The following is a 25,977-nucleotide window of genomic DNA, read 5'->3' as shown; positions in this document are numbered from 1 at the left end:
AGGATGCGTGTGAGTTTGCGCGAGGGAGGGACCCGGGCGGATAAGTTGGCCTGAAAATCTCTCGGTTCGTCTTCCCGGTTTTGCCGGAGGCAAAGACCGGGATCCAAGTTTCCACGTTGTTTTGTTTGGCTTCCTGGGTCCCGGACATTTGCTTTGCAAATTCCGGGATGACGCGGCGAGAGGGAAGGGCGTGTTGGATAAGGCTCTTTGTACCCACCGTTTTCAGGCAACGATTTGAAGATATAATCTGCGAATCTGCCTAAGGATGAAATTCTATGCAGGGATTTGATCTATGCCCGGATGGCAGAAAACCTCGCTAACATCAGCGTCTCGGAAGACTAGCGAAACTCTGGCAACAAGCTGCCGAGGGGCAAGTTTACTGCTGCCGGTTTGTTGCAATGCCTAAAGTCGATAGACTTATCGTCATCGGCTTTGGGTGCCTGATACTTTTGCTTTTGATTGGCGGACTATGGCATGTGTCCAGTTATAACCATCATCAACGCGAACATCGCGAACGAGCCGCCGGCTACGAAGTACATGGCGAAGACCGCTATTCTCGGTGCGCGGAACTGGGCAATGATTTCGAGCGGATCGCGTGTCTTGTAGAGCAGGCGACCGCCGAGCAAGAGCAAGAGCGCGGCCGCGCCGATCTGAATGCCCAACAGGATATGGCGACTTGGGCGGTCGCGTTACTTTGGGCTAGCGTAATTGGTATTGTGGTCAGCCTGGCCGGAATAGTTTTGATTTACGCTACGCTTCACGAAACTCGTGCAATGACGGTCGCGACGCGAGAAATCGGAGAGAGCCAAACAAGGGCTTGGGTGCTTTTTGATGGGGCCGGTTCTGGACCCGTAATGAACACCGAGGTTTTGGGGGTGCCAGTAGAAAACGGCTTTAACGTCAGAATATCTTTCAAGAACTTTGGGCAATCCCCAGCGTTCTTGGTCGCTGAGCGCGCCGATTTTATTCTCACGGAATATGACGCTCCGATGCCTCACTTTGAAGCCTCTGTAAGACCTATCAAACCCGAGATGATTTTGGCGCAAGGTGCTAGGGCTAATACCGATCCCTTCATTCTCAATGATAATGACTCTGAGCGTATCCGCCGTTATGAGGTGGCCATCGCGGCGAGAGTGGAAATCCACTACTATACCGTCTTTGATCAGAGGGACCGAAGCAATCCGTCCATTCTCGTCATAACTGGCTGGTTTAGATACGGGCAAAGGGGACGGTCTGGCCCCCTTCATTTCGAAAAAACAGGACCGCAGAATCGCGACCGCTGAGCCGGCCCTAGTTACGCGGTATATGTTGCCTTGGTGCACTTGCCGGGACCTTCTGGAGGGCTGCGCAAGAGCGTAGAAAAGGTCCCGGCTCTGCGGCCGCTGCGCGGCCTTGGCCGGGATGACACAGGACTTTCTGGGTTCCGGACGTTTGCTTCGCAAACTCGGGGATGACGGAGGGAGAGCCTTGAAATTGGGGGATAGGGCGCGCGCTTCTCCCTCCGGCGGGTGGGCGCGGAAGGGATGGTGACCCCGGCAGGACTTGAACCTGCGACCATTCGCTTAGAAGGCGAGTGCTCTATCCAGCTGAGCTACGGGGCCATGGCCTGCGGGGTTTACGCAGCCGGCCTCAGTGAGTCCACGGCTGTTTGCGGTCTGCCGAGAAGTTGTCGGCATAGGATTTGACGAGGCGCTTGCGCTCGCGCGGCTCGGTCACGGTGAAGTTCAGGCCCTCGCGCTCGGCATAGGCGATGGCCTGTTCGCGGGTGTCGAAATGCAGGCGGACCTGGCCCGACGTGTCGTCGATGCTGGTCCAGCCCATCAGCGGGTCAGGTCTGCGGTGGGCGCTGGGGTTCACGAATTCGAGCACCCAGGCCTTCGTGTTGCCACGGCCCGACTGCATGGCGCTTTTCGCCGGCTTGTAGATTCGCGCTTCCATCCCAGAGCCTCCCGAGGCACCTAAAAATGACTGGTCGGAGCGATAGGATTCGAACCTACGACCCTCTGGTCCCAAACCAGATGCGCTACCAGACTGCGCTACGCTCCGGAGTCCCGGTGTAATCAGATGGGGCCGGGGCGCAAGCGCTTTTCGCTGTGCCGGGGCGCCGCAGCTGTGAGGATCGCGCCAGAGGGCGGCATTTCCCGGCAAATGCGTGACAAATCCGGACATTTCCGGACAAAACCGGTCCGCGCGCGGTCAGCCCTGGCGCGGTTTCGGCGTCACGCGGCGCATCAGGCCTTCCTGGGCGACGGAAGCGACCAGCCGGCCGGAGGCATCATAGATCGAGCCCCGGTTGAAGCTGCGCGCGCCGCCAGCATAGGGGCTGTCCATCGAATAGAGGTGCCATTCATCGAACTTGGTCGGCGCGTGGAACCACATGGCATGGTCAAGGCTGGCCGACATCAGTTCGCGGTTCATCCAGGAGACGCCATGGGGGCGCGAGCCGGTGCCCAGGAGGGCCATGTCGGAGGCATAGGCCATCAGGCAGTGATGGATCCAGGGCGCCTCATCGATGGGGCGGGCCACCCGGAACCAGAGGGCGTGGACATCCGACGCCTTGGCAGGATTGAGGGGGTCGAGCGGGTCAATCTCGCGCATCTCGATCGGGCGTTCGCGCAGGAAGTGGCCGCGATGGCGCTCGGGCACATTCTCGGCGAACTTGCGGCGCCATTCGATCCGGTCGTCGAGGCCCTCAGGCGGCGGCACGTCCGGCATGTCGTGCTGGTGGTGCCAGCTTTCTTCCTGCACCTGGAAGGAGGCGGCGAGGTTGAAAATCTGCTTGCCATGCTGGATGGCGACGACCCGGCGGGTGGTGAAGGAGCCGCCATCGCGGGAATGGTCGACCTGGTAGATGATCGGCACGGACGGATCGCCGGGGCGGATGAAATAGGCGTGCAGCGAATGGCAGAGCCGGTCTTCCGGCACGGTGCGGTAGGCAGCGACGAGGGACTGGGCGATCACCTGGCCGCCGAAGACGCGCTGGCTCTCTTCTTCATCCGGGCTCTGGCCACGGAAGAGGTCATGTTCGAGACGCTCGATGTCGAGCAGGGTGAGCAGGTCTCCAACCGGGTCCTTCGCCATGAGCCATGTTCCTTATGAGTTTCTTGTGCGGCGCAGCATGTACCAGACCTGACACGGAACGCAAACCTGCCGGAAATTCCCTGATATGGTTAGCGAATTCTTTGACAATCCCTGCAATAATCCCATCTGTTAATTTCAACAAAAACCCAAAACATCTGATCCGACCCTCTGCGTTGGGAGGCGCCGCAAATGAACCTTTTTGCCAAGATTGGCCGCGAATACCGGCTGTTCCAGGATATCCTGCTCGTCAAGAAATGGACCGGGGATATTTCCCCCGACTCCGAGAACCTCGTTGCCGACGATTATGAACGCGCGGCCGACCAGTTTGCCGGCAATATCGCCTTCCGCTTCGAGGGCCAATCGACCACCTATGCCGAGTTTGACGCGCAGGCGAGCCGGTTTGCCAACTGGGCGCTGGGCCAGGGCCTGAAGGCGGGGGACTGTATCGCCCTGTTCATGGAAAACCGGCCCGATTATGTGGCCGCCTGGGCGGGCTTTGCCAAGATCGGGGTCGTCACGGCACTGATCAACCACAATCTGGAAGGCGAGGCGCTGGCCCATTGCGTCAATATCTCCGAGGCGAGGCTGATCGTGACCGGCGCCGAGCAGGACGCCGCCATTGCCGGGGCCACCGCGCTGTTCAGGAACGCGCCGAAAGTGTGGACGCTGGGCGGGCAGACGGGCGAAGACCTTGGCGCCGCGCTGGCGGCGGCCTCGCCGCAGCGGCCAGACCGCGCCCATCGCGCGGGCCTTCTGGGCAAGGATCTCTGCCTCTATGTCTACACCTCCGGCACCACCGGCCTGCCCAAGGCCGCGCGCCTGACCCATGCCCGCACGCAGGGCATGATGAAGAGTTTCATCGCGCCCTGCCGCATCACGCCGAAGGACCGGATCTATATCACCCTGCCGCTCTATCATGGCACGGGCGGGCTTTGCGGCATCGGGCAGGGCCTGATGACCGGGGCGACGATCATCCTACGGAAGAAATTCTCTGCAAGCGCCTTCTGGGACGACGCGACGGACGAAGGCGCCACCGCGATTGTGTATATCGGCGAGCTGTGCCGGTATCTCGTCAACTCTCCGCCCCATCCCAAGGAGCGCGCACACAAGATCCGAACCGGCTTTGGCAACGGCCTGCGCCCGGAAGTGTGGGAAGAGTTTCTGGAGCGGTTCAACATTCCGCATCTGGCCGAGTTCTATGGCTCGACCGAGGGCAATGTCAGCTTCATCAATTTTGACGGCAAGCCGGGCGCCATCGGGCGCATTCCCGGCTGGCTGAAAAGTCAGTTTGCGCATGTCGGCTTCGTCAAGTTCGACATCGAGACCGAGGAGCCCGTGCGCGGGCCGGATGGCTTCTGCATTCCGGCGGCGCGCGACGAACCGGGCGAGGCCATCGGCAAGATCGGTGAGGATGTGCGCCAGCGCTTCGAGGGCTATAACGACCAGAAGGCGACCGAGAAGAAGCTCTTACGCGACGTGTTCGAGAAGGGCGATCTCTGGTTCCGCACCGGCGACCTGCTGAAGATGGACAAGGAAGGCTATATCTACTTCATCGACCGGATCGGCGACACCTTCCGCTGGAAGGGCGAGAATGTCTCGACCAATGAGGTGGGCGAGGCGCTGTCGAAGATCGACGGCATTGCGACGGCCAACGTTTACGGCGTGCCTGTTCCGGGGGCGGACGGCAAGGCCGGCATGGCGGCCGTGACGCTGGACGGCGCGGTGGATATGCCAGGCGTTTACAAGCGCCTGACGGCGCTGCTGCCAGCCTATGCCGTGCCGATTTTCATCCGGGTACAGCCGGAAGCGGAAACCACCGGCACGTTCAAATACCGCAAGGTGGAGCTGGTGGCCGAGGGCTTTGACCCGGCCAAGGTCGAAGGTGACGCGCTGTGGATGTATGATCCGGCCGAAGGCGGCTACGCGCCGGTGACGGCGGAGCGGTATGCGAAGCTGCTGGCGGGCGGATTCAAGTTTTAGGGGTTTTGCGCCCTTCGGGCGGCCCTCACCTCCCACGCCCTCCGGGCGCGGGCCCCTCCTCTCCCACTTCGCGGGAGAGGGGTTTGGCGTTGTGCTCGGGGTGAGGTTTTAACCCCTCTCCCTCCGGGAGAGGAGGGGCCCATTGCGCAGCAATGGGAGGTGAGGGCTGCGACGCCGCTTGCAATTCCTTCGTTCTCCTTACAGAATTTTCCCATGACAGGGCTTCCAATCAAGCGTGCCCGCCGTTTGCGGCGGGAAGCGACGTTCCCTGAGCGTCTGCTCTGGAACAAGTTGCGGAATGGTCAGCTGGCCGGCCTGAAATTCCGGCGGCAGCATCCGGTTGGTCCGTATATTGCCGATTTTGCCTGTTTCGATCTGAAGCTGTTGATTGAACTCGACGGGGATACGCATGGGCAGGACGCGCAGATAAAGCGGGATGCTTCGCGTACGGCCTATCTGGAGCGGGAAGGGTGGCGGGTGATCCGGTTCTGGAATGTCGATGTGATGGACAGTCTTGAGGGCGTGTTGCAGCAGATTGAAGAGGCGGCGCGGTTTATACAGGATCAGAGGTCGTAGGCCCTCACCTCCCGCTTCGCGGGAGAGGGGTTTGGCGTTGTGCTTCAGATACGGATTGCCTTGCTGAGAGCGCCCCCACCCTAGCCCTCCCCCATGTCTGGGGGAGGGGACAGGTTGTGCGGGTAGAGAGCTAAGTTTGCGCCACAGAGGGATAGGCCCCCTCCCCATGGCTATGGGGAGGGATGGGGTGGGGCGGCTCTCCGGCTTGTGCAAGCTCGCAGCGAAAATCAGCCAGCCCGGCCCATGCGGCGTTCGAGGCGGGTGGAGAACCAGGAGATGATCCGTCTCCAGATTTCATCTTTCAGGACGGCGCCTTCGACATCGTGGTCGATCGACGGGTTGTCGTTGATTTCGATGATGATGACGCCCTGTTCGGTTTCTTTAAGGTCGACGCCGTAGAGGCCGTCGCCGATCAGGCTGGCGGCGCGGACGGCGACGTTGACGACTTCGGGAGGGGCGTCTTCCACCGGCATGGTGGTGAAGCCGCCTTCGGTGGATTTTCCGCCCTCACCATATTTCACGGTCTGCCAGTGGCCGCGGGCCATGCGGTATTGGCAGGCGTAGAGCGGCTCGCCATTGAGGACGCCGATGCGCCAGTCGAATTTCGTCGGGCGGAATTCCTGGGCAATGATCAGCGCGGTGTCCTCGAACATCTTCTTGGCGCCGGTTTTCAGCTCATCGAGGGACTGGGCCTTGACCATGTTGACGCCGAAGCTGCCATCGGGGGTTTTCAGGATCACCGGGCTGCCGAGGCGCTGGAAGACGCCGGCAAGGTCTGTCTTCTCGTCGACAATCTCCGTACGCGGAATGGGAAGGCCGGCCTTTTCGAGGATTTCCTTCAGATAGACCTTGTTGGTGCAGCGGATCATCGAATGGGTGTCATCGATGACGGGCATGCCTTCCTGCTCGGCGCGGCGGGCGAAGCGGTAGGTGAAGTTGTCGATCGAGGTGGTGGCGCGGATGAAAAGGGCGTCGAATTCGGCGAGGGAGGGAAGGTCGGTCGGGTCGATCAGCTCGACCTCGACGCCCATCTTCTCGGCCACATCGGCGAGGCGTTTGAGGGACGAGGGCTTGGACGGCGCGGTTTTTTCCTGCGGATCGACCAGCACGGCGAGGGCCCATTTGGCGGGCGCGCGGGTCTTCTCATTCTTGACGCGGCCCTTGGTGTAGGCCTCCATCGCGTCGAGGAAGAATTTCCGGCGGGCGTCTTTCAGCTTGTGGGGCGGGACGGCGCGGATGCGGCCGATGCCATGGGGGGCTTCCTCGTCGAACTCGATCTCGAGGGCGGGCGTGCGGAACCAGTCCATCGCTTCGCGGGCGAGGCGCTCATAGGCGGGCAGCTCGGTGCGGGAGAAGGCGACGAACAGGGTGTCCACCTTCGGGGCGCCCTTGGCGAGGGCTTCCTGGAGGGTTTCGCCAAGGTCTGGCAGGGCATGGTTGTAGAGCGTCTTCTTGGAGAGCTCGACCATCGTCTGGACGCTGGGGCTGACGCGGTGGCCGCGCGCCTCGGCCAGCAGGGAGGCGTAATAGCCCTCCGACTGGTAGGCATAGGAGCGGGCGAGATTGAGGATATAGGGCCGCCGGCCGGTGAACAGGGCGGGCTTGGAGATATAGTCGGAGATACGCAGGACTTTGTGCGGTGTCTCTGCCTGAGATATGTCGCTTGCCGATTCAACAAGCACGACCCAATCGGTCATGGGACTCCATTAGAGGGCGCTTCTAGAGACTTCTCCATCCGCAGCGCCGCTTCTCCGTCCGGATAGTAGGACTCAAGGGTCGCAATTACGCGATAACCGCCTGCCTCGTAAAGCCGGATGGCTGAACTATTTGTGACGCGTACTTCCAGGCGGACGGCCCGGGCGCCGCGGCCTGCTGCATCCGCTTCACAGGCCGCCATCAGCGCGCGGGCGAGACCCTGGCCGCGAGCCTCTGGCGCGACAGTGATGGAGTAGAGGCGGGCGATAGCGGCGCCCTTGCGGTAGAGCATCACGGCGGCCGCCAGCAGGCCGTCTTTCGGGGTGTCGCAGACGAGGAGGCTGGCATGGCCGGAGAGGAGGCGGCGCCAGGTGCGCCGGTCAAACCGGTCTTCTTCGGGGAAGCTGGCTTCCAGGGCCACCAGCGCGTCAATGTCGGCTTGGGTGGCAGGCCGGATGATCAAAGGCGGACCATGTCGTCGCGGTGGATGATGGCGGGGCGGCCCTTATAGCCGAGGAGGGCTTCGGCCTCTTCGGTGCGGCGGCCGGCGATGCGGCGGATGTCTTCGGCGCCGTAGGCGGTGACGCCCTTGGCGAGGAGGCGGCCATCAGGCGCCCGGACAGCGACGGCGGCGCCGCGCTCGAACTGGCCGGTGACCTCGCGCACGCCGACGGCCAGGAGGCTGGCGCCTTTTTCCAGAGCGGCGGCGGCGCCAGCGTCCACGGTGATCTCGCCTTCGGGCTTCAGGTGGCCTTCGAGCCAGGCGGCGCGGGCCTTGGCCGGGCTGATGCGGGAGGCGATGAGGGTGGCGCGTTCGCCCGCCTCGATGGCGCCGAGGGGATGGGGGCGATTGCCGAGCGTGATGAGGGTGGAGCAGCCCGCCGCATGGGCGATGCGAGCGGCGGCGAGCTTGGTGGCCATGCCGCCTGAGCCGACACCGGCGGCGGCGTTGGCGCCGGTGGCCATGGCGTCATGCTCAGGTGTGAGCGCTTCGAGGAAGGGGATGTGGGTGGCGCCGGGATTGGAGCGCGGGTCGGCGGTGTAGAGGCCGTCGATGTCTGAGAGGAGGATCAGGACATCTGCGGCCATCATCTGGGCGACGCGGGCGGCGAGGCGGTCATTGTCGCCATAGCGGATTTCTTCGGTGGCGACGGTGTCGTTCTCGTTGATGACGGGGATGATGCCGGCTTCCAGCAGGGTTTCCAGCGTGGCGCGGGCATTGAGCCAGCGGCGGCGATTCTCGGTGTCGCCGGGGGTGAGGAGGGCCTGGCCGGCGGCGATGCCATGGGGCGCGAGGGCGTCACCGAGGGCGGCCATCAGGCGGGGCTGGCCGATCGCGGCGGCGGCCTGTTTCTGCTCAAGCCGGCCCTGATAGGGCGCGCCGAGGGCGGCCTTGCCGAGGGCGACGGCGCCGGAGGAGACGAGGATCACTTCCTTCCCCCGCTGGCGCAGGGCGGCGATGTCAGCGGCCAGCGCAGCGAGCCAAGCATGACGCGGCATCCCGGCCTCGGCGATGAGGGCGGAGCCGGTTTTCACGACGATGCGGCGGGCGCGGGCCAGAGTGTCTGCGGTCATGGCAGAGGGCGATACACGGGCCGGGCGGCAAAGGCGAGAGGGGACGCCGTGATCTGGCGCTCATAGCGGCAAAATCTCCCCCTCAGGCGGCCCGAAAGCCGCGTGACGGGTGAGATTTGCCAGTCCGTCGGGTTATTGGCAGGCAGGTTATTGGCAGGCAGGTTATTGGCAGGCGGGGCTATCGCCAGGCGGGGTTATTGCGGCGCGGCGACCTGGCTGGAGTCGAAGAGGCCGCCCATGATCAGGAAGCCGACGACCACGAGCACCAGCGAGGCGGCAAGGATCTTCCAGAGGCCGACACGGCGGGCCTGGCGGGCCTCGACGGGGGCGACCTCTTCATGCGGCTCTGGCTTGCTGGTTTCATACTGCATACGTCTTCTCCTTATGGTTCGGGGCGGCGTATCTGTGCAGGCCGGGGCATGCGGGGACGCCTGATCCCGCCAACAGAACGTCTGGTGGAACGGATAGTTCCCTCAGGGGAATGCTCCGTAGGGGGAGTGTGCGTCCGGTTGACGGCTGGGCCGGCTGATCGCAAGCTGGCGCCAGATAGAAACGGCCAGAAGACGGGGAAATGTCTTGAAGCTTTACAACACGCCGATGCCGGCGCCCAATCCGCGCCGGGTGCGCATGTTCCTGGCGGAAAAGGGCGTGTCGATCCCGCTGGTGGATGTGGCGCTCGTCAAGGGGGAGCACAAGGGCGCCGAGCATATTGCCCGCAATTCGCTGGGGCAGACGCCGGTGCTGGAGCTGGACGATGGCACCTGCCTCAGCGAGACGGTGTCTATCTGCCGCTATCTGGAAAGCCTTTATCCGGAGCCGAACCTTTTTGGAGAGACGCCTCTGGAAGAGGCGCAGATCGACATGTGGGTGCGGCGGGTGGAGTTTCAGCTGATGAGCCCGGCGGGCATGTTCTGGCGCCATGCCCATCCGTTCACGGCCAAGGTGGTGGTTCCTCAGTATCAGGAGTTTGGCGCGTCCAACCGCGGCCATTATGAGCGGGCGCTGATGTGGCTCGACGGGGAGCTGGCGGGGCGGGATTTTATCGCGGGCGACCGGTTCACGGTGGCCGATATCTGCGCGCTGTCGACGGTGGATTTTGCCGCCTGGATCGGGCTGCCGGTGCCGGAGGGGGCGGCACATGTGAAAGCGTGGCATGGGCGGGTGAGCGGGCGGGAGAGTGCTGGGGCTTAGGGGGGGCCGGTGTTGTGTTCTTACTGAGAGCGCCCCCGCCCTGTCCCTCCCCCATGTCTGGGGGAGGGGACCTGTTGCGTTGCGGGGATAGGTTGGCTTTCCGAATGCACGACGTGCCCCCTCCCCATGGCTATGGGGAGGGCTGGGGTGGGGCTGGGTGAGGGCTTCGCGCCAGCCTTCAGGACGTGTCGTGGCAGAAGCAGGTGTTGGTGAGGTCCGTCAGATCACGGATCAGGTCGTGGACGTTGCGCTGGATGGCGCGGGCGAGGCGGGGGAGCGCAAGGGGGACGGGGAGCGAGCGCTGGACGGCGCCGGGGCGGGCCATTTCGCGGATGCGGCGGCGGGCCCAGCGTTCGGCTTCGCCCCGGGGGTCGTTCAGGGCGGTCTGAAGGGCGGCGAAGCGGCGGCGGAAGCTGGCCGTGGGGTCGCGCGGGGGCGGGGCAGGCGCTGGCGGGGCGGACCGGGCGGCAAGGATGTCGTCGGTGAGGACGAGGATGCGGGGGGGATGGTCTTCGGTCAGATAGTCCGTCTCCGGATGAAGGATGGCCGCCTTTGCCTTGCGTGGCGGGGGTTCGTTCATGTTGAAGCGGGGCGGACGGGGCGGCTTTGCCTGCGCGGGCGCGGCGGCCGCGGCGCGCGGCGCTGGCGAGTCCAATGCGGCGCGGGGACGGGTCTTGAGGACCGGCACGGGCAGGTCTGCGGCAATGATCAGGATGGCGCGGCGCAGGGCGAGCTCGGCGGGCACGAGGGCGTGGCGGGTGAGATGGCGGGCGAGCCTTGCGGTGAGCGGGACATCGCCGAGGCGGCCAAAGATGCCATCGATGAAGGCCACCATGTCGAGGATGAACAGGCGCGCGCGCTCGAGCAGGGCGTAGACGGTATCATCCGTAGGCTGAGGGGCGGCGTTTTCCATGCGGAGAATATAGCATGGGGCCGGAGGGGGGTGGACAAGGCGGGGGTGTTTTTGGGCGAAGGGGTTGAGGGGATTGGGTTTTTTGGGGGTGGGTGTGGGGGATAGGGCGTGCCCGCTCGATCCTTCGACTTCGCTCAGGATGAGCTACTCTGATGTTGCGCTTTAGAAGCTCATCCTGAGCGAAGTCGAAGGATGGCGGGCGTTGCTGCCCTCACCTCCCATTGCTGCGCAATGGGCCCCTCCTCTCCCAGAGGGAGAGGGGTAAGGGGTGTTGTGCATTGCCTTGCGAGGTCCCCGCCTGCGCGGGGATGAGCGGCCGCGCTAGAGCGGGCTCCAGGAAGTGTCTGTGTCCGGATCGTCGTCTTCGGCGGAGGCCGGGGCCCTGGGGGCGTCTTCGTCCTTGAGGCCGAGATGGCGGGCGATGGCGTAGAGGGCGTCCTTGACGCCTTCGCCGGTGACGCCGGAGAGGAGCAGGGGCTTGCCCTTATAGGCCTTTTTCAGCTGTTTCATCTGCTCTTTGACAAGTTCGGGCGTCAGGGCGTCGATCTTGTTGAGGGCGACGATTTCCGGGCGCTGGGCAAGCTCTGGATCATAGGCTTCCAGTTCTGCGCGGATGGTGCGGTAGGCGGCGGCGGGATTGTCCTGCGTCACATCGATCAGATGGAGGAGGACCTTGCAGCGCTCGACATGGCCGAGGAAGCGGTGGCCGAGGCCTGCGCCATCGGCGGCCCCTTCGATGAGGCCGGGAATATCAGCCAGCACGAAGCGCGTGGAGGTGCCCAGATCGACGACGCCGAGGCCGGGATGAAGCGTTGTGAACGGATAATCGGCGATCTTCGGCGTGGCGGCGGTGGCCGCTGACAGGAAGGTGGACTTGCCGGCGTTCGGCAGGCCGACGAGGCCAGCGTCGGCGATCAGTTTGAGGCGCAGCCACAGCCAGCGCTCCTCGCCCTCTTCGCCCGGATTGGAGCGGCGCGGGGCCTGGTTGGTGGACGTCTTGAAGCGCAGGTTTCCCCAGCCGCCATTGCCGCCGGCGGCGAGCAGGACGCGCTGGCCGACCTCTGTGAGGTCTGCGATCATGGTTTCCTGGTCTTCTTCATAGACCTGGGTGCCGACGGGCACCTTCAGCACGACATCTTCGCCGCGCGCGCCGGTGCGCTGCTTGCCCATGCCATGGCCGCCGCGCTTGGCCTTGAAATGCTGCTGGTAGCGGAAGTCGATCAGGGTGTTGAGCCCTTCGACGGCCTCGATCCAGACATCGCCCCCGCGCCCGCCATCGCCGCCATCGGGGCCGCCATATTCGATGAACTTCTCGCGCCGGAACGAGACGCAGCCTGCGCCGCCGCCGCCGGAGCGGATATATACCTTGGCCTGATCGAGGAACTTCATGGGGTGGGTTTGCCGTAGATTGGGGATTTGGGGAAGGGGTGGGGGTGTTTCCGGCTCGAAGAACCGTCATCCCGGTTTCGCCGCAGGCGAAGACCGGGACCCAGTCCTGTGCTTCTCTGGGCCCCGGACATTTGCTGCGCAAATTCCGGGGTGACGAGACAGAGAGCGGAGCGTTTTAGCGGTGGATTTCCGGGTCAGGCGATCCTTGCCATCATGATGTGGTCGGCGGGGGCGCCGCGACCTTTGGAGAACATCGGCCCGCGCCCGCAGGGGAGGAAGCCGAGCTTGCGGAGCACCTTGCCGGAGGCCGGGTTATCCGCGAAATAGCCCGAGACGAGGGCGGCGGCGGCGCGGGTGTTTTCCAGCCAGCCGACGAGGGCTGCGCCGGCTTCAGTGCAGTAGCCCTTGCCCCAAAAGGCCGGCGTCATCCAGTAGCCGATATTGAAGGGATCGTCCGTGCGCTGGCGGTTGGCCGAGATCAGCCCGGCGAGGGCGCCGGTTTCCTTCGAGACGACCGCGAAGATGTGGCCGGTATCGTTCTGGCGCGCCGTATCATGCGTCGCGAACCAGGCGAGGGTTTCGGCTTTCGACTGGGCGGGGGCGACGCTGGCAAGCATGAGGTAAATGCGCGGATCGTTGACGGCCTCGGTCACCGCCCCCGCATCGCGGGGGGAAAGGCGCCGGAGGCCCAGCCGCTGTGTTTCTATCTCGATCGCTTCCGTCATGGCCGCCTCCTATGTGCGGGGCCTGGCGGGGGAGGGCAAATTAAAAGGGGGAGACAGTGGCCTGCCTCCCCCCGGAAACTGGTCGTCCTGAATGCGACCCGGCCACCACTCTGACGTGCGGCCGGATGCTTTCCAGGCCGCTTATTCGGCTGCGTCCGCCATCGGTACGATGTTCACATAAATGCGGCCACCGGACTTGTGGGCGTACTCAACCTTGCCGCCCTTAAGCGCAAAGAGGGTGTGATCCTTGCCCATGCCGACGCCTTTGCCCGGCCACTTCTGAGTGCCGCGCTGACGCACGATGATGTTGCCCGGAACGACGACTTCGCCGCCGAACTTCTTCACGCCGAGATATTTAGGGTTCGAATCGCGACCGTTGCGGGACGAACCACCTGATTTCTTATGAGCCATCGTCTGCTCCTGATCCTTTAGCGGAAGGCTTTCGCCTTATGCTTCCTTAGCGAGTTCTTTGGCCTGCTCGACCCAGCCATCCTTGGCGAAACGGCCAGCCAGGCTCAGCTCTTCTTCGAGCTTGGCGATGTCGGCCTCTGTGAGGGCAGCGATCTGAGCGAAGGTGGTGATGCCTGCGCCGTTCAGCTTTTTCTCGAGGGCCGGGCCAACGCCGGTGAGTTTCTTGAGGTTGTCGCCAGCCGGGGCGTCAGCGGCAGCCGCTTCAGCTTTCGGGGCGTCTTCCTTCTTGGCAGCGGCTTTCTTGGCCGGCGCCTTGCCATCGGTGTTGATGGAGGTGATCGTCACTTCCATCAGGTCCTGACGGTGGCCGATGGTGCGGCGGTAGGTCTGGCGCTGACGCTTCTTGCGGGTGATCAGCTTGGGGCCGCGCACTTCAGCGGCGACTTCGCCGGTGACCGTGGCGCCTGCAACCGTGGGCGCGCCCACAGTGACACCGGCGCCTGCGCCAACCATGAGAACGGAGTCAAACGTGACCGTCTCGCCGGCAGCAGCTGCCAGACGCTCGATGACGATGGTATCGCCTTCGGCAACCTTGTACTGCTTGCCACCTGTTTTAATGACCGCGAACATGGGGCCAATCCTTCCGGCATGGAATAGTGAAAATGTGTGAGGGCGCCGCACCAGAAGGCGCCGCGCCCGAAGGTCGGGGGTAAACACCAAAGCGATGCGCCTGTCAAACCCCAACTTCACGCTGATTGCGGGAAAAGTGGGGGTATCTGCAGCCGGGCCAGACCCCCGGCCCTGTCACGCCCCGGTCACCGGCCTAAACGGCGCCCGATCAACGCCTGAACAGGCCTGGAATGGCTGTAGAAGCGGCCCGAAGGCTCAGGATTTGGTCCAGATAAGGTCCAGCGCGCGGGTGGCAGCCGCGCGGGTTCCGAACAGGCGGACCTGGTCGCGCCCGGCCTTCTTGGCATCATAGAGGGCTTCATCGGCCTGGTTCATCAGCGCGTGCAGGTCGGCGCCCGGCCAGGCGGCGCAGACGCCGATGCTGACGCTGGGGGCGACCTTGGGCGGCAGCATGCCGCTCCAATAGTCCCATGGGCAGGCCCGCAGGGATTCGGCAAACAGGCGCGCGGCCTGGATCTCATGCCCCGGCAGCAGCACGGCAAACTCTTCCCCGCCGATCCGCCCGGCCACCATCTCCTCGCCGCACATCGCCCCGATATGGCGCCCGAAGAGGCCAATCACCGCGTCGCCCACCGAATGGCCGAAGGTGTCGTTGATCTGCTTGAAATGGTCGAGATCGGCAATGATCAGGCAGGCGGGCAGGCCGTTGCCGGTCTGGCAGCGCCGGAGGGCGGCGGTGGCGGCCGCCTCGAAGCCGCCGCGATTGAGCAGGCCGGAGAGCTTGTCGGTGCGCGCTTCCTGGCGCAGCTGCTCGATCAGGTCGATGGCGATGGCGACCATCAGCGTCAGCGCCAGGGCAATGGCGATCAGCGGCTGGGTGAACTGGACGGTCGTCCAGTAGAGGGAGTGCTGGAAATTGGCGCCGCTGCCAAACCCGCCGGCCAGCGCCAGGATGATGAGGGGGCGCGCCACGTAATTGGCAACCGACAGGATCGCCACGGCGAAGATCAGCCGGTCGATCAGGTGTTTCTTGCGGACCGGGAAGAGCTTCACCACGATCATCAGCGTGACCACGCCGAGGGCGGCATTCATCGACAGGATGCGGCCGACGACGCTGGGCTGGACCAGCAGGAACCAGACGAGGGCAAGGGCGGCCGCTGCGGTGGTGATCGCCATGACGGGAAAATGCGGCCGGCGGCCATACCGGCCCAGAACGGCCGCCGCCAGCAGCCAGCCGGAAAACAGGAACATCAGGTTCGTGACGAGCCGCTCGCCGCTGTCAGGCAGGGGCGTGACCAGATACTGGAAGACGATGTCCTGAATAAAGAAGGCCGCCGCGTTGAGGCCATAGCCGGCGGCGGCATAGAGGATGTAGGTCTTGCCCCGCTGGCTGAGCCATAGCAGGCCGAACGCGCCCGAGAGCAGCGCGCCGATCCCGGGATTCAGCAGCATTATGAAGAATTCAGCGCTCATGGGGGCGGGCAAGCAGTCCTTGTTGTCCAGCCTCTTTCTTTGCCGCATTTGGGATAAGGTCAGCTTTAGCGGGTCTGGCAAATTTCATCGATTGCTGCGTTTGGGCGGGCGAGCGGGCGAAAGACGGCCTGCCGGGGCGCGCTTCCGGCCCTGCCGGAAGGGGGCTTTATTCTGCTGGGCGGCAGGGCTCGCGGACCGGGGCGAGGGGGCTTCAGGCGCCGCGCGCCCCTCGGCGACGCCACCGGGCAGGGCGCGCCAGGGCTTGGAGCGGAAGGTCTCAGCGGCCCTCTGGCGGGGCGCCGCCTGCCGCGGGCGGGCAGCGCGGGCGCCGGGCGCGCGGAGCAGGGCGGCTGTAAAAAAGCGGGCCGGGGGCAAGGATTTACCAATCGGGCGCTTGCGCTTTGGCCCGCACCGCGATAGTTCACCGCCCTTCAAAGACCCCGGCGCGGAGAGGTGGCGGAGTGGTCGATCGCGTCGGTCTCGAAAACCGATATACTCGCAAGGGTATCGAGGGTTCGAATCCCTCCCTCTCCGCCAGCCATTTTCAGATTTTGAGACAGTTCCGTTAGGCGGCTCCAAAACCCCGCAAACAGGCGGGGTTTGGCGCGAGGCTGCGGTCTCCGTTTTCCGTATCAGCGAATTTTTTGGCGCTTTTTGGCGCCCCGTCTCTATTCGGCTTTTGCAGCAGTTCCCTTATCGCCATTTTCCCTGCTCCAGGCCGATTTACAGGGAATTTCCTCAAAAGATCAGGGAATGCCTCTGATAGGCCCGATAAATCGCCCGTCATTTCAGGGCGATGCGCGCAAATTCCCTAAACGCGAAACAGGGAATTTTCCCGGCCCAAACAGGGACGGCCATTGCAAAAGCAGGGAATGATTTGACGTTATCAGGCGCTGGCTGAAAAGCCGAGTTCTGCCCACTGATCATCCCAGTCGAGCGGAATAGGATGGGTGATCAGCTTGGTGAGCGTCAGGTCGTGAGGCTGGCGACCTGCGAGGATAGCCTCGATGACCTTGGGCGAGAGAAACGCCAGCGGCAAACGCTGACGGATGAAGGCGAGCGTGCAGCTGCGGCGCTCGGCGAGGGTGGTCATAGAAGTGCCGGCGCGAAGCTCTGTTGCCCAGGCATGCGCCAGCGCAATTGCGCGGATCAATGTTTCATCCGTCCGGCGTGCAACGCCGCCGATGATGAGACGGGCTTCGATACCTCGGCGCTTAATCTGAAAGGGCGAGGTGAAGCTCAGCAAGGGAGCAGCCAATTCGGTATCCTTTACCCTCAACTTTTCGGCCAGAGGTTTTGCGGCGATTTCCAGTTCGACTTGCCCCTCTGAAATTTTGCATTGCGCGATGAGCTCCAGGGACTCGAGGTTCGAGATTGACGCCAACTGGGGCATACTTTGTTCAATGAGTGTCGCAGTGGGGCTTTGGAATATCTGAGGACCGGCGGTGATGAGATACTCGCTGACAGCCTGGGCAAGCTGGGTTTCGAGCTGCTTGGCGGGCAGGCGCCAGCCACCGGCGCGCTTGCCTCTGCCATCGAGAAGGCGAGACGACACATAGTAGCGATAACGCCGCGGGCCTTTGCTCGCATGAGACGGCGTCAGCCGATCGCCGGTTTCATCGATCAGCTTGCCAGTCAGGAAGGGGCGACTGCCAGATGCGCTTCGCCGGCCAGGCTTATCCTGCGCGCCGAGCTTTGCCTGAACCCGGTCCCACAACGCCTCATCGATGAGCGGCTCATGCAAACCGTCGTGGACTTCGCGCTTGTGGCGAATGCGGCCCACATAAATTGGATTGCGCAGTAGGAAATGAATGTGGCCACGCCTGAGCGGTTTGCCGCCGACTTTTCGGTCATTGCTGAAGGTCCGTGATTTGGTTCGGTAGCCTCGGCGCGCCGCTTCCGCCTCGACCAGCCGGACGCAGCCAATCGTATCATAAAGCTGGAACAATTCCCGGACGATTTCCGCTTCAGGAGCATTGATCACCAGGCTGCGGGTCTGAGGATCAGGATGAGGTTCGTAGCCGAGCGGTGGTAGGCCGCCCATCCAGTAGCCCTTTTTCTTGGATGCTGAAATCTTGTCCCGAATCCGCTCGGCAGTCACCTCCCGTTCGAACTGGGCAAAGGAGAGCAGCACGTTGAGGGTCAGCCTTCCCATGCTGGTGGAGGTGTTAAACGCTTGCGTGACCGAAACGAAAGAGCAGCCGGCTGCATCGAATCTATCCACCAGCTTGGCGAAGTCAGCGAGCGAGCGCGTCAGTCGGTCGATCTTGTAGACGACTACAAGGTCAATCTTGCCCGCGTCGATGTCTTCCAGGAGCCGGGTTAGAGCTGGGCGCTCGAGCGTTCCGCCGGAAAGCCCGCCATCATCATAATGCGCGGGGATCAGCTTCCAGCCTTCATGGCGTTGGCTGGAGACATACGCCTCGCAGGCCTCCCTCTGCGCGTCGAGCGAGTTGAAGGCCTGGTCGAGACCTTCCTCGCTGGATTTGCGCGTGTAGATGGCGCAGCGGACAATCCGTCGGCCTGATCCGGCCGCTGTCATCACGATGCACCTTTCAAGCCGAAGAAGCGGGGCCCCGACCAACGGGCTCCCGTGATCTCTCTCGCGATGGCAGACAGGGATCGGTAGACGCGCCCCCGATATCGGTACCCGCCTTTCACAACATCAACTATATGGGTAATGCCGTTCCAATCGCGGACAAGCCTTGAGCCAGATCGAAGGGAAGGCCCTGCCGGAGCGACGGCCAGGTCACTGGCAATCGCCTGCAGCTTGTTCCGGGTCCTGAGAGGCAGGCCGCCATACAGAGCGGATTGTACTTCATATGCAACGATGCGGCAGAGCAGGGGCGTGCTCATCCCTTTTGGCGGAGGCGCGCTGAGCAGCTTCTGATATTGATCGACAAGGCTGGAGCGAGGCATACCTTCAAGTTTTACTGTGGACGTCATTTTTTCGCTCCGGCGATACGGTAGCAGGAATGGCGCGATCCGTCAGTTGGGGTGAGCTTCTCCAGACTGACACCGGCCTGTTTCAGGCGGGTGAGGGCGGCCCGCGTTGTGTGGGTCTGCCAGCCGAGTTTTGCGGAGAGCGCCTCGATTGTCATGCCCTCGGGTTTGCTAAGAAGACTTTTGAGCTGATCCGTTTTCGAGGACTTAGGTTGTGGTTTCTTGTCGGCTCGTGTCGATTTGCGTTTGGTCATGCAGTTCCTTTCGGGTTGAGGAAGCGATCAGCGCTTCCACGACCCAAAGGCCCGACTATCTGGCGGGCTGTCGCGGAGGCTGCCGCGACAGAGATAGCAATGCTTGGAATAGGGCCGTAGTCCAGCCTAATCGCTCTGTAGGCGGATATATTCGAGCATAAATGCTTCCGCTTCGGCGCATTGCGATTTTGCAGTGTCGATGAGGCGGTTGAGGGCTCGTATTTCCTGGAGTCGCGTTTCGTTTGGCAAATCTGGCAGTTGCGCTTCAGTTGCTTGCTCGCAGGCGTCCTCAAGTGCCTCTAGGGTCTTGATCAAGTTCCCGCGAATTCTATCGAGATTGTCCATACGGAGCACTTGGGCTTAGGTCGAAGCAGAAGTCCACGTTGCTGGCCGAGTGCTTCGATATTTGTTCAAGCTGAATTCCAGAGGTGCGAACCACTAGTCTGAATGCTGCCAAATGGGAGGGGCACCTGAGGTATCTATTGCGTCTGTTGAGGGCGCAGGAGGAGACGTATGGAACCCGGTACATTCGATTAGAGGAGGAGAAGCCCGCGCCTTCTTCGGCAGCAAGGCTTGAGCAGTTCGTCTTCCGGCTTCTCCCATGGCAGGCAAGTTTGCTCTTTTGAAGTACCGAGTTCATCGATTCCGTGTCTGAACGAGTACGGTGAGCACATACTCACTTTGTTGCAGAACCTGCTGTAAGTAACGATTATGGCCAGACGTTAGAATTCCAAATTCTCCAGGCGTCCAATCGTAGAACAAAAAAAGTACAAGCACTACCCCTTGCGCTTGGTTACAGCCATCACCACTTCATCTGGGGTGTCGCGACGGAATGTCTGATGTTGGTCAATTTGGCTGATAATACGATTGATAAACCGGCTGGCCTGCCCAATACGGCTAGTCCAACCGTAAAGTTAGAGTTGGCGGTTGGTATTGAAGCGGCGTTCATGCTGCCGCTTCCACATAGTAAGGCGGCATGAACGCCGCGGGCAAGATGGCTTTCGGCGCAGGCGGGTGGTAGCCCAGCGAGGAGTGCGTTCTGCGAGTGTTAAAGTGGCGGCGCCAGGCTTCGATCAGGATCTGAGCCTCGCGCAGATCGTAGAAGATCTCCCGAGCCAGCAGCTCATCTCGGAGTTTCGAGTTGAAGCTCTCGCAGTAGCCATTTTCCCATGGGCTGCCCGGTTCGATATAGAGTGTCTTCACACCAATCCGTCCCAGCCAATCTCGTAGGGCGGTGGCGATAAACTCCGGTCCATTGTCAGAGCGTATGTGCTCGGGTGGCCCATGCCGGACGAACAACTCCCCAAGGACATCAAGCACATCGCTTGAACGAAGCTTGCGCTCAACCCGGATGGCAAGGCATTCCCGCGTATACTCATCGATCACGCATAGCATACGGAATACCTTCCCGTCATGGGTTCGGTCCTGCACAAAGTCGTAAGACCAGACATGCCCCTTGTGCGCGGGCCGCAACCGAACGCAAGAGCCGTCATTCAGCCATAAACGACCGCGTTTAGGCTGTTTCATCGGCACTTTCAGCCCTTCCCGACGCCAGATGCGATACACCCGGCCCGCACTCACCCGCCATCCGCCTGCTCTCAGCAGCGCGGTCATACGCCGGTAGCCGTACCGGCCAAAGCGCTCGGCAAGAGCGACGATGGCCCGCGTAAGGTCGGCTTCATCGTGGCGAGGTGTCGGTACCCTGCGCTGGGTGGCGCGGTGCTGGCCGATCACATGGCAGGCCCGGCGCTCTGATACGCCAAGCGTTTCCACCACATGATCGACCGCGTCTCGCTTGCGGGAAGGGCTCAGTACTTTCCCGAAAGGACTTCCTTCAGGATCTGGTTGTCCAGAGTCAGATCAGAGACCGCCTTGCGAAGCCGACGGTTCTCCGTCTCAATGTCCTTCATCCGCTTCGCCTGATCCACCTGAAGACCGCCATACTCCTTGCGCCAGCGGTAGTAGGTCTGCTCCGTCACACCGATCGCGCGCGCTGCTTGCCCGGCCGTCTCGCCACGGGAAAGACGAACCTCGACCTCCCGCAGCTTCGCTATAATCTCTTCTGGCTTGGCTCTCTTGCTCATTCTCAGCTCCGTATCGAAGCCAACTCTAAATCAAATATTGGACCAGTTTTCTTGAGGCAGACCACTTCAGCTCCTCGCGTTCGGCGCTCGTCACGCCATCATCGCGTTCACCGCTGTCCTGCTGGGCTTCCTTAAACCAAAGGTGGATGGTCGCTGCACACGGCTCAAACTCCCGCGCGAGGCTCTCGACACTGCGCCCAGACCGGGCCAGCGCAATGATATGTTCCCGAAATTCCGTCGGGTACGGGCTCCTTGTTCTCGGTATGAGAAACATCCTGTTCGATGAAGAAAAAATTGTCCATCAAACCGGGGGAAGTCCAAGTCCAGTCAGCGCCTGAGGGTTTAGTCGAGCTGAATGAACTCGAACTGGCGTTCGTCGTTATAGCGTTTGCTGTAGATGCCGTATTCGGTGATGCGGCCCTGGATAACGAGACCGTTGCTGCGCCGCTGGATGCCGGTGAGCTCGATCTTTGTGTCGAGGTCCACCTGGCGGCTTGTGTGCTGGAGGATTTCCTGGGCGCGGCTTGCCTCGACCGGCCAGAAGAAGGCGCTGGCCATATTGTCGAGCTGCAGGCTGACCTGTTCCCTGCCACCGAAATTCACCTGGTTGCCAGGCGAGAAGGCGGTTAGGTAGTAGCCGCCCCGGCCGGCGTCATACTGGCTGAGCTGGGAATTGAGGCGGATATGAAGGACGCCGACGCCTTCGGTGGAGGCGTAGATGTCGGCCAGGCGCGCGGTTTCCGCTTCGAGTTTTGCCGCCTTGCTGAATTCGTCCGCATACTTCACTTCGTAGACTTCACTGGCCCAGGCCGCGAGCGGGGGCTCCCGGTCTGTGAGGCGATAGGCCAGCAGTGTCATCTGGAAGTCATCGGGATAGGCGAGCGTGGCCGTGCCAAAGGGGCTGGGGCCCGGCGCGGCAGCGGCTTTCGGGGTATCGCCCTTTGCCTTGGCATCTTCCTTGGGCGCCCAAGCGGGCTTGGCGGGCGTGACGCCGGTCTCAGAGACGGCAGCGGGGGCGCTGGCCGCGCCAGCCTCCGCGCCTTCTTCGCCGGAACCTCCGGCCGGGCCCCCACAGCCTGCGATCAGGACGGCAGCAGCCAGAGCGGCCAATGCCGGAAGACAGAATGATCGAGTGTTGATCCAGCGCATGATCAGAGATCCACCTTGGTGTTCTGGGCTTTCTCAAGCTCGTCGGTGCGGCGCTTGTTCTCGATCTCGTTGAGCTCGTTCTGGAACTGGTCGCCAAACTCGTAGAGGGCGGTCTGGTCGAACATGCCGACGCTGAGTTCTTCCACCACGTCCGGGTTTGAGCGGAAGGTGCGGATCATGGCAGTGACGGACATGCCGCAGCCACTGCTCCAGGACTGGTGTTCATCGCCCCGGCCATTCACGCCATTGGCGCACTGGTTCAGCATGGGGTGGGCTTCGCTGAGGACGTTGCCGGCAGAATCGGTGACCCAGTTGTACTCGTTGACGTAGCCGAAATAGTTCGCGTCGCGGCCTTCATATTGCTGGTAAGGGCCGTATTTTTCGGTGAGGGCAGCCAGGACGGCGGCCTTGGCGGGCATTTCGCCTTCCTTCCAGTTCTGGGTGCGCCAGACGCCGTGGACTTTCTGTTTGCCGGGCACGCCGGGGGTGGCCAGGGTGATCTTCTCGGCGATGAAATCCCACTGGCGATTGCCCGCGCCGCATTTCTGCATGGCGTCATACGAGCCATAGCTGCATTCCTTGTTCTCGCCGGTCTGGGCGGTAATCCTCTGCTTTTCGAGACGCATCGTGCCGGTTTTGAGGCTGTAGGGGCTGAAGAATTCGTTGTCATAGGTGACGAGGCCATCGGGCATCTGACAGGCGATAGCATTTTCGGCCTCGGCGAAGGTCATGCCGAGCCTGAAGCCGGCGATGTCCGGGCCGGGGAGGTCCTTGCTGAGCTTGACAGGGCATTTGGGCTTTTTGGCCTTGCCGCCATCGGCTGAAGCGGCGGCCGGGGCGCTCAGGTCGCCGCCGCCATCATACCCGTTCTCGTCAAAGCCGCCTGAGGCTTCGCTGCCACCCCCGCATGCGGCAAGGAGGAGGGCTGAGGAGATTGCCAGGGCGAGGCCGAGCTTTCCGAATTTCATGACTGTGATGCCTTTCAATCGACCGCCCGGAAGCGGCCGGTGCGGGAACCTTGAGATTCGTTTGAAATCTGAGGCGCGCGCGGGCAATAATCTTCACTGAGGCATCACGGATTTCTAACGCCGTGATAGGATCTTTGATTTCACTGGTTTTTCTGGTGGCGTGCGGCGTGGGTACGCGGGGCGGATGATGGACGATCTGAAGCGTGAAGAAGTCCCGCTCTACCGCTACCGGTTTGGCGCGGCGGAATTTGACGAGGCGAGTTTCGAGTTGCGCGTGGGCGGGTTGGTGGTGGAGCTGGAGCGGCGCCCGCTGGAAGTGCTGAGCCTGCTGCTGCGCCATGCGGGCGAGGTCGTCACCAAGGAGGAACTGCTCGACACGGTCTGGCAGGGGCGGATCACGGTCGAGAATGTGCTGGCCAATGCCATCACCAAGTTGCGCAAGGGGCTGGGCGAGACACTTTCCGGACAAATCCGGACACAGGCGCGCATCGGCTACCGGTTTACCGGTCAGGTGGAGCGGGTGGCGGCCGGGCGGCGGCTGGTCAACCGGCTGGACCTGAGAGCCGGGCAGCCGGTGCCGGGGCGTAGTCATTTCATGCTGCGCGAACAGCTATCGGGCACGCGGGGCAGCGAAGTGTGGCTGGCGCGGCATGACAAGACCGGGGAGCTGCGCGTCTACAAGTTCAGCCCGGACGGGGCGCGGCTGGCCTCGCTGAAGCGGGAGGCGACGCTGGCCCGCGTGCTGCGCGAGAGCCTGGGCGAGCGGGACGACATTGCCCGCGTGATCGACTGGAACTTCGAGACCCCGCCCTTCTTCCTGGAATGCGAATATGGCGGGGAGAACCTGCTGGCCTGGGCCGAGCAGGAGGGGCGGCTCGCGGCGATGCCGGCGGAGGAGCGGCTGGGGCTGGCGCTGCAGACGATTGATGTGGTGGCCGCCGCGCATGAGGCCGGCGTACTGCACAAGGATCTGAAGCCGGCCAACTTCCTGGTGGCGCCCCGCAAGGGCGGGGGCTGGCAGGTGCGCGTGACCGATTTCGGCGCGGGTGGGCTGGTTGAGCAGGGGCGGCTGGAAGACCTGGGCATCACGCCGATGGGCATGACAATCGGTGAGGGCGGATCGGGCAGTTCGAGCATGGGGACGCCGCTATACATCGCGCCGGAGATACTTGATGGGCAGGCGCCGTCGGCGCGGTGTGATGTCTATGCGCTGGGGGTGATGCTGTATCAGATCCTCACCGGGAACATGAGGAAGCCGCTGGCGACGGGCTGGGAGCAGGACATCGGCGACCCGCTGCTACGGGAGGATATTGCCGAGGCGACGCATGGCGATCCGCTGCGCCGGATAGCGTCGGCGGGGGAACTGGCGGCGCGGCTGCGGGCGCTGGAGGCACGGCGGGCGGCGCGCGCGCGGGAAGCGGCGCTGGCGGCGGAGGCGGACGCGGCGCGAGCCGAGTTGGAGCGGGTGAAGACGCGGCGGCCCTGGGTGACGGCGACCTTTGCGGCGCTGGTGGCAGGCTTTGCGGCGAGCGTGTGGCTCTACCTGCAGGCAGCCGATGCCAGGGCGGTGGCGGAGATGGAAGCGGCGCGGGCCGAAGCGACCGGCGGGTTCCTCCGTGATCTGCTGGTGAATGCCGATCCTTACCGGCCGGGTGGAGCGGGGGACGTGACCGTGCGCGCGGCGCTGGACAAGGCGGTGGGCGGGATTGGGCCCCGCTTTGCAGATGATCCGCTTACGGAGGCTTCGATTCAGCAAACGGCGGGGGAGATCTATTCGAGCCTGGCGGTGTATGACGCCGCTGCCGAGCGCAAGGGGCGGGCGGCAGACCTGCTGGCGGAATTTTACGGGGAGGGCGATCGGCGCACGCTGCTGGCACGCTACCGGCAGGCCGAAGCGCTGGCGAATGCGTCCAGGATTTCAGAAGCGGGCGCCGTGCTGGACATGGCGGACAAGACGCTGATGCTGCGCCGCGAGGGCGACGCGCAGCTGGCCTTTGCGGCGGCGCAGACGCGGGGGCGGTATTATCTGGTGCAGGCGGATATGGAGCGGTCTGCCCCGTTGCTGGAGGAGGCCGTTCGCCTGCTGCCAGAAGCAATGCCGGATGATCCGGAGACGGCCTATCGCCTGAAGATGGATCTTTCGCAGATCTACAGCCGGGTGGGGCGGCATGAGGACGCGGTGGATCTGCTGGCGGGGTTGCAAGATCCCTCTCATGCGGCGGCCGGCGTGAGTGAGGCAACGCGGGCGCGGGCGACGATGTTCCTTGGCGCGTCGCTGTTCTACGCGGGGCGGTATGACGACGCCGAGCCTGTGCTTCAGGATGCGATCCGCCGTCTGACGGATGTGTTCGGGGCGGACGCGGCGCAGGTGGTGGAGGCACAGAGCGCGCTGGCCAATCTCTATGCCACGTCCGGCAATTGGGAGCCGGCGTTGCCGCTGGTGACCGATGTGCGCGCCAAAATGTGCGCGCTGCATGGCGAAGACCATCTCACCTGTCTTATGACACGGGGCAATGAAGCGGTGTTCCAGTGGTTCCTGGGCGACGCGGAAGGGGCGGTAGCAAATCTTGGGCCGGTGGTGGACACGTTCCGGGCGCAGCTGGGGCCGGACTCTCCGGCGGTGCATGTGATGGCGTATTATCTGGCCATGGCGCAGCTTGAGCTGGGGCAGGCAAGCAAGGCGATGGCGCTGGCAGAGGGGCTGGACGCAGGCAAGCTGGCAGCGGGCAGCCCGGGGGATGGCTGGGATACGCGGGTGGCGGGGCTGAGAGGCATCGCGTTGATCCGGCTGGGTAACTGCGCGGCAGGGCGAGCGATGCTGGCGCCGGCGGTGGACGCGATGAAGGTGGGCGGGATGCAACCATGGATACTGGAGGATTACGAGGCGGCGTTGGCGGCGGCGCCGTGTGGAGGCTGAGGTCGGTTATGTCCCGGCTATGG

25 protein-coding genes and 3 tRNA genes are annotated in these 25,977 nt (G+C 63.2%); 6 read left to right on the top strand and 22 right to left on the bottom strand.

All coding sequences use genetic code 11. From position 1 onward, the window contains the following. Nucleotides 1-398: 398 nt before the first annotated feature. Nucleotides 399-1,283 carry a hypothetical protein gene (locus C0456_RS17660; RefSeq protein ID WP_291054909.1) on the top strand — a complete coding sequence of 295 codons (885 nt, stop codon included), beginning with the start codon at nt 399-401 and terminating at the stop codon, nt 1,281-1,283. A gap of 241 nt (nt 1,284-1,524) precedes the next feature. Here C0456_RS17660 and C0456_RS17655 read toward each other — a convergent pair. The 4 genes from C0456_RS17655 to C0456_RS17640 form a co-directional block, all read right to left on the bottom strand. Next, nucleotides 1,525-1,601, bottom strand: a tRNA-Arg gene (locus C0456_RS17655). 28 nt (nt 1,602-1,629) lie between these two features. Continuing rightward, a complete protein-coding gene (locus C0456_RS17650; protein WP_291054905.1) occupies nt 1,630-1,938 on the bottom strand; it encodes an ETC complex I subunit in 309 nt (102 codons plus the stop codon). Between the two features lie 31 nt (nt 1,939-1,969). After that, a tRNA-Pro gene (locus C0456_RS17645) sits at nt 1,970-2,046 on the bottom strand. Between the two features lie 150 nt (nt 2,047-2,196). Further along, nucleotides 2,197-3,081: an acyl-CoA thioesterase II gene (locus tag C0456_RS17640; RefSeq protein WP_291054902.1), complete on the bottom strand. Its 885-nt coding sequence runs from the start codon at nt 3,079-3,081 to the stop codon at nt 2,197-2,199. Nucleotides 3,082-3,270: 189 nt separating this feature from the next. Between C0456_RS17640 and C0456_RS17635 the strand changes: the two genes are divergently transcribed. Together C0456_RS17635 and C0456_RS17630 are read left to right on the top strand one after the other, a co-directional pair. Continuing rightward, nucleotides 3,271-5,061: a long-chain-acyl-CoA synthetase gene (locus C0456_RS17635; RefSeq protein WP_291054899.1), complete on the top strand. Its 1,791-nt coding sequence runs from the start codon at nt 3,271-3,273 to the stop codon at nt 5,059-5,061. Between the two features lie 213 nt (nt 5,062-5,274). Next, nucleotides 5,275-5,637 carry an endonuclease domain-containing protein gene (locus C0456_RS17630; protein WP_291054897.1) on the top strand — a complete coding sequence of 121 codons (363 nt, stop codon included), beginning with the start codon at nt 5,275-5,277 and terminating at the stop codon, nt 5,635-5,637. A 227-nt stretch (nt 5,638-5,864) separates the two neighbouring features. Here C0456_RS17630 and C0456_RS17625 read toward each other — a convergent pair whose 3' ends face one another. From C0456_RS17625 to C0456_RS17610, 4 genes are all read right to left on the bottom strand, one after another. Then, on the bottom strand, nt 5,865-7,334 hold the full coding sequence (locus tag C0456_RS17625; RefSeq protein ID WP_291054895.1) for a RimK family protein: 1,470 nt from the start codon (nt 7,332-7,334) through the stop codon (nt 5,865-5,867). Beyond that, a complete protein-coding gene (locus C0456_RS17620) occupies nt 7,331-7,795 on the bottom strand; it encodes an N-acetyltransferase (RefSeq protein ID WP_291054894.1) in 465 nt (154 codons plus the stop codon). The genes C0456_RS17625 and C0456_RS17620 overlap by 4 nt, the downstream gene beginning before the upstream one ends. Continuing rightward, on the bottom strand, nt 7,792-8,907 hold the full coding sequence (gene proB / locus C0456_RS17615) for a glutamate 5-kinase (protein WP_291054891.1): 1,116 nt from the start codon (nt 8,905-8,907) through the stop codon (nt 7,792-7,794). Before proB ends, C0456_RS17620 begins: the two co-directional genes overlap by 4 nt. A 194-nt stretch (nt 8,908-9,101) precedes the next feature. Beyond that, entirely contained in the window at nt 9,102-9,278 is a 177-nt protein-coding gene (locus C0456_RS17610; protein ID WP_291054887.1) for a hypothetical protein, read from the bottom strand. A 205-nt stretch (nt 9,279-9,483) separates the two neighbouring features. On the opposite strand from C0456_RS17610, the gene C0456_RS17605 reads away from it, so the two are divergent. After that, nucleotides 9,484-10,098 (top strand): glutathione S-transferase, encoded by a 615-nt coding sequence (locus C0456_RS17605; protein ID WP_291054885.1) that lies wholly within the window; start codon nt 9,484-9,486, stop codon nt 10,096-10,098. Nucleotides 10,099-10,276: 178 nt separating this feature from the next. Here the strand turns inward: C0456_RS17605 and C0456_RS17600 are convergent, their stop codons facing one another. From C0456_RS17600 to C0456_RS17575, 6 genes are all read right to left on the bottom strand, one after another. After that, a complete protein-coding gene (locus C0456_RS17600) occupies nt 10,277-11,011 on the bottom strand; it encodes a hypothetical protein (RefSeq protein ID WP_291054882.1) in 735 nt (244 codons plus the stop codon). A 321-nt stretch (nt 11,012-11,332) separates the two neighbouring features. Then, entirely contained in the window at nt 11,333-12,400 is a 1,068-nt protein-coding gene (gene obgE, locus C0456_RS17595) for a GTPase ObgE (RefSeq protein ID WP_291054879.1), read from the bottom strand. Between the two features lie 194 nt (nt 12,401-12,594). Beyond that, the gene (locus C0456_RS17590; protein ID WP_291054876.1) at nt 12,595-13,125 is read right to left on the bottom strand and encodes a GNAT family N-acetyltransferase; all 531 of its coding nucleotides are present in this window, start codon (nt 13,123-13,125) and stop codon (nt 12,595-12,597) included. A 141-nt stretch (nt 13,126-13,266) separates the two neighbouring features. Further along, the gene (gene rpmA / locus C0456_RS17585; protein WP_290917940.1) at nt 13,267-13,536 is read right to left on the bottom strand and encodes a 50S ribosomal protein L27; all 270 of its coding nucleotides are present in this window, start codon (nt 13,534-13,536) and stop codon (nt 13,267-13,269) included. 36 nt (nt 13,537-13,572) lie between these two features. Further along, nucleotides 13,573-14,166 carry a 50S ribosomal protein L21 gene (locus tag C0456_RS17580; protein WP_291054873.1) on the bottom strand — a complete coding sequence of 198 codons (594 nt, stop codon included), beginning with the start codon at nt 14,164-14,166 and terminating at the stop codon, nt 13,573-13,575. A 255-nt stretch (nt 14,167-14,421) separates the two neighbouring features. Next, on the bottom strand, nt 14,422-15,639 hold the full coding sequence (locus tag C0456_RS17575) for a GGDEF domain-containing protein (protein ID WP_291054871.1): 1,218 nt from the start codon (nt 15,637-15,639) through the stop codon (nt 14,422-14,424). Between the two features lie 447 nt (nt 15,640-16,086). Between C0456_RS17575 and C0456_RS17570 the strand changes: the two genes are divergently transcribed. After that, nucleotides 16,087-16,176 (top strand) — tRNA-Ser (locus C0456_RS17570). 349 nt (nt 16,177-16,525) lie between these two features. Here the strand turns inward: C0456_RS17570 and C0456_RS17565 are convergent. The 8 genes from C0456_RS17565 to C0456_RS17530 all read right to left on the bottom strand — a co-directional run bounded on the left by C0456_RS17565 (nt 16,526) and on the right by C0456_RS17530 (nt 23,037). After that, nucleotides 16,526-18,181 carry a recombinase family protein gene (locus C0456_RS17565; protein WP_291054868.1) on the bottom strand — a complete coding sequence of 552 codons (1,656 nt, stop codon included), beginning with the start codon at nt 18,179-18,181 and terminating at the stop codon, nt 16,526-16,528. Next, a complete protein-coding gene (locus tag C0456_RS17560) occupies nt 18,181-18,558 on the bottom strand; it encodes a DUF2924 domain-containing protein (RefSeq protein WP_291054918.1) in 378 nt (125 codons plus the stop codon). The genes C0456_RS17565 and C0456_RS17560 overlap by 1 nt, the downstream gene beginning before the upstream one ends. Before the next feature lie 23 nt (nt 18,559-18,581). After that, nucleotides 18,582-18,836 (bottom strand): DUF3489 domain-containing protein, encoded by a 255-nt coding sequence (locus C0456_RS17555; RefSeq protein WP_291054865.1) that lies wholly within the window; start codon nt 18,834-18,836, stop codon nt 18,582-18,584. A gap of 126 nt (nt 18,837-18,962) precedes the next feature. Then, entirely contained in the window at nt 18,963-19,181 is a 219-nt protein-coding gene (locus C0456_RS17550) for a hypothetical protein (protein WP_114106180.1), read from the bottom strand. Nucleotides 19,182-19,781: 600 nt separating this feature from the next. Then, nucleotides 19,782-20,920, bottom strand: a protein-coding gene (locus C0456_RS17545) for an IS3 family transposase (RefSeq protein WP_291054862.1) whose coding sequence is annotated in 2 segments (ribosomal slippage) — nt 19,782-20,659 and nt 20,659-20,920 — 1,140 coding nt in all. Because the reading frame shifts where the segments join, the coding sequence is not laid out codon by codon here. A 25-nt stretch (nt 20,921-20,945) separates the two neighbouring features. Next, nucleotides 20,946-21,185, bottom strand: a complete 240-nt coding sequence (locus C0456_RS17540; RefSeq protein ID WP_233349352.1) for a transposase — start codon at nt 21,183-21,185, stop codon at nt 20,946-20,948. 77 nt (nt 21,186-21,262) lie between these two features. Beyond that, nucleotides 21,263-22,069 carry a hypothetical protein gene (locus C0456_RS17535; RefSeq protein ID WP_114106176.1) on the bottom strand — a complete coding sequence of 269 codons (807 nt, stop codon included), beginning with the start codon at nt 22,067-22,069 and terminating at the stop codon, nt 21,263-21,265. Between the two features lie 2 nt (nt 22,070-22,071). Next, nucleotides 22,072-23,037 carry a hypothetical protein gene (locus C0456_RS17530; RefSeq protein ID WP_114106175.1) on the bottom strand — a complete coding sequence of 322 codons (966 nt, stop codon included), beginning with the start codon at nt 23,035-23,037 and terminating at the stop codon, nt 22,072-22,074. Between the two features lie 187 nt (nt 23,038-23,224). On the opposite strand from C0456_RS17530, the gene C0456_RS17525 reads away from it, so the two are divergent. After that, a complete protein-coding gene (locus tag C0456_RS17525; RefSeq protein WP_051612727.1) occupies nt 23,225-25,954 on the top strand; it encodes a winged helix-turn-helix domain-containing protein in 2,730 nt (909 codons plus the stop codon). The last annotated feature ends 23 nt before the right edge of the window (nt 25,955-25,977 follow it).

It is taken from the genome of Hyphomonas sp. (genome assembly GCF_013823385.1).
GTDB lineage: Bacteria > Pseudomonadota > Alphaproteobacteria > Caulobacterales > Hyphomonadaceae > Hyphomonas.
Note: the sequence above shows the minus strand (reverse complement) of the source record. Positions and strands in the feature narration are given on the sequence as shown.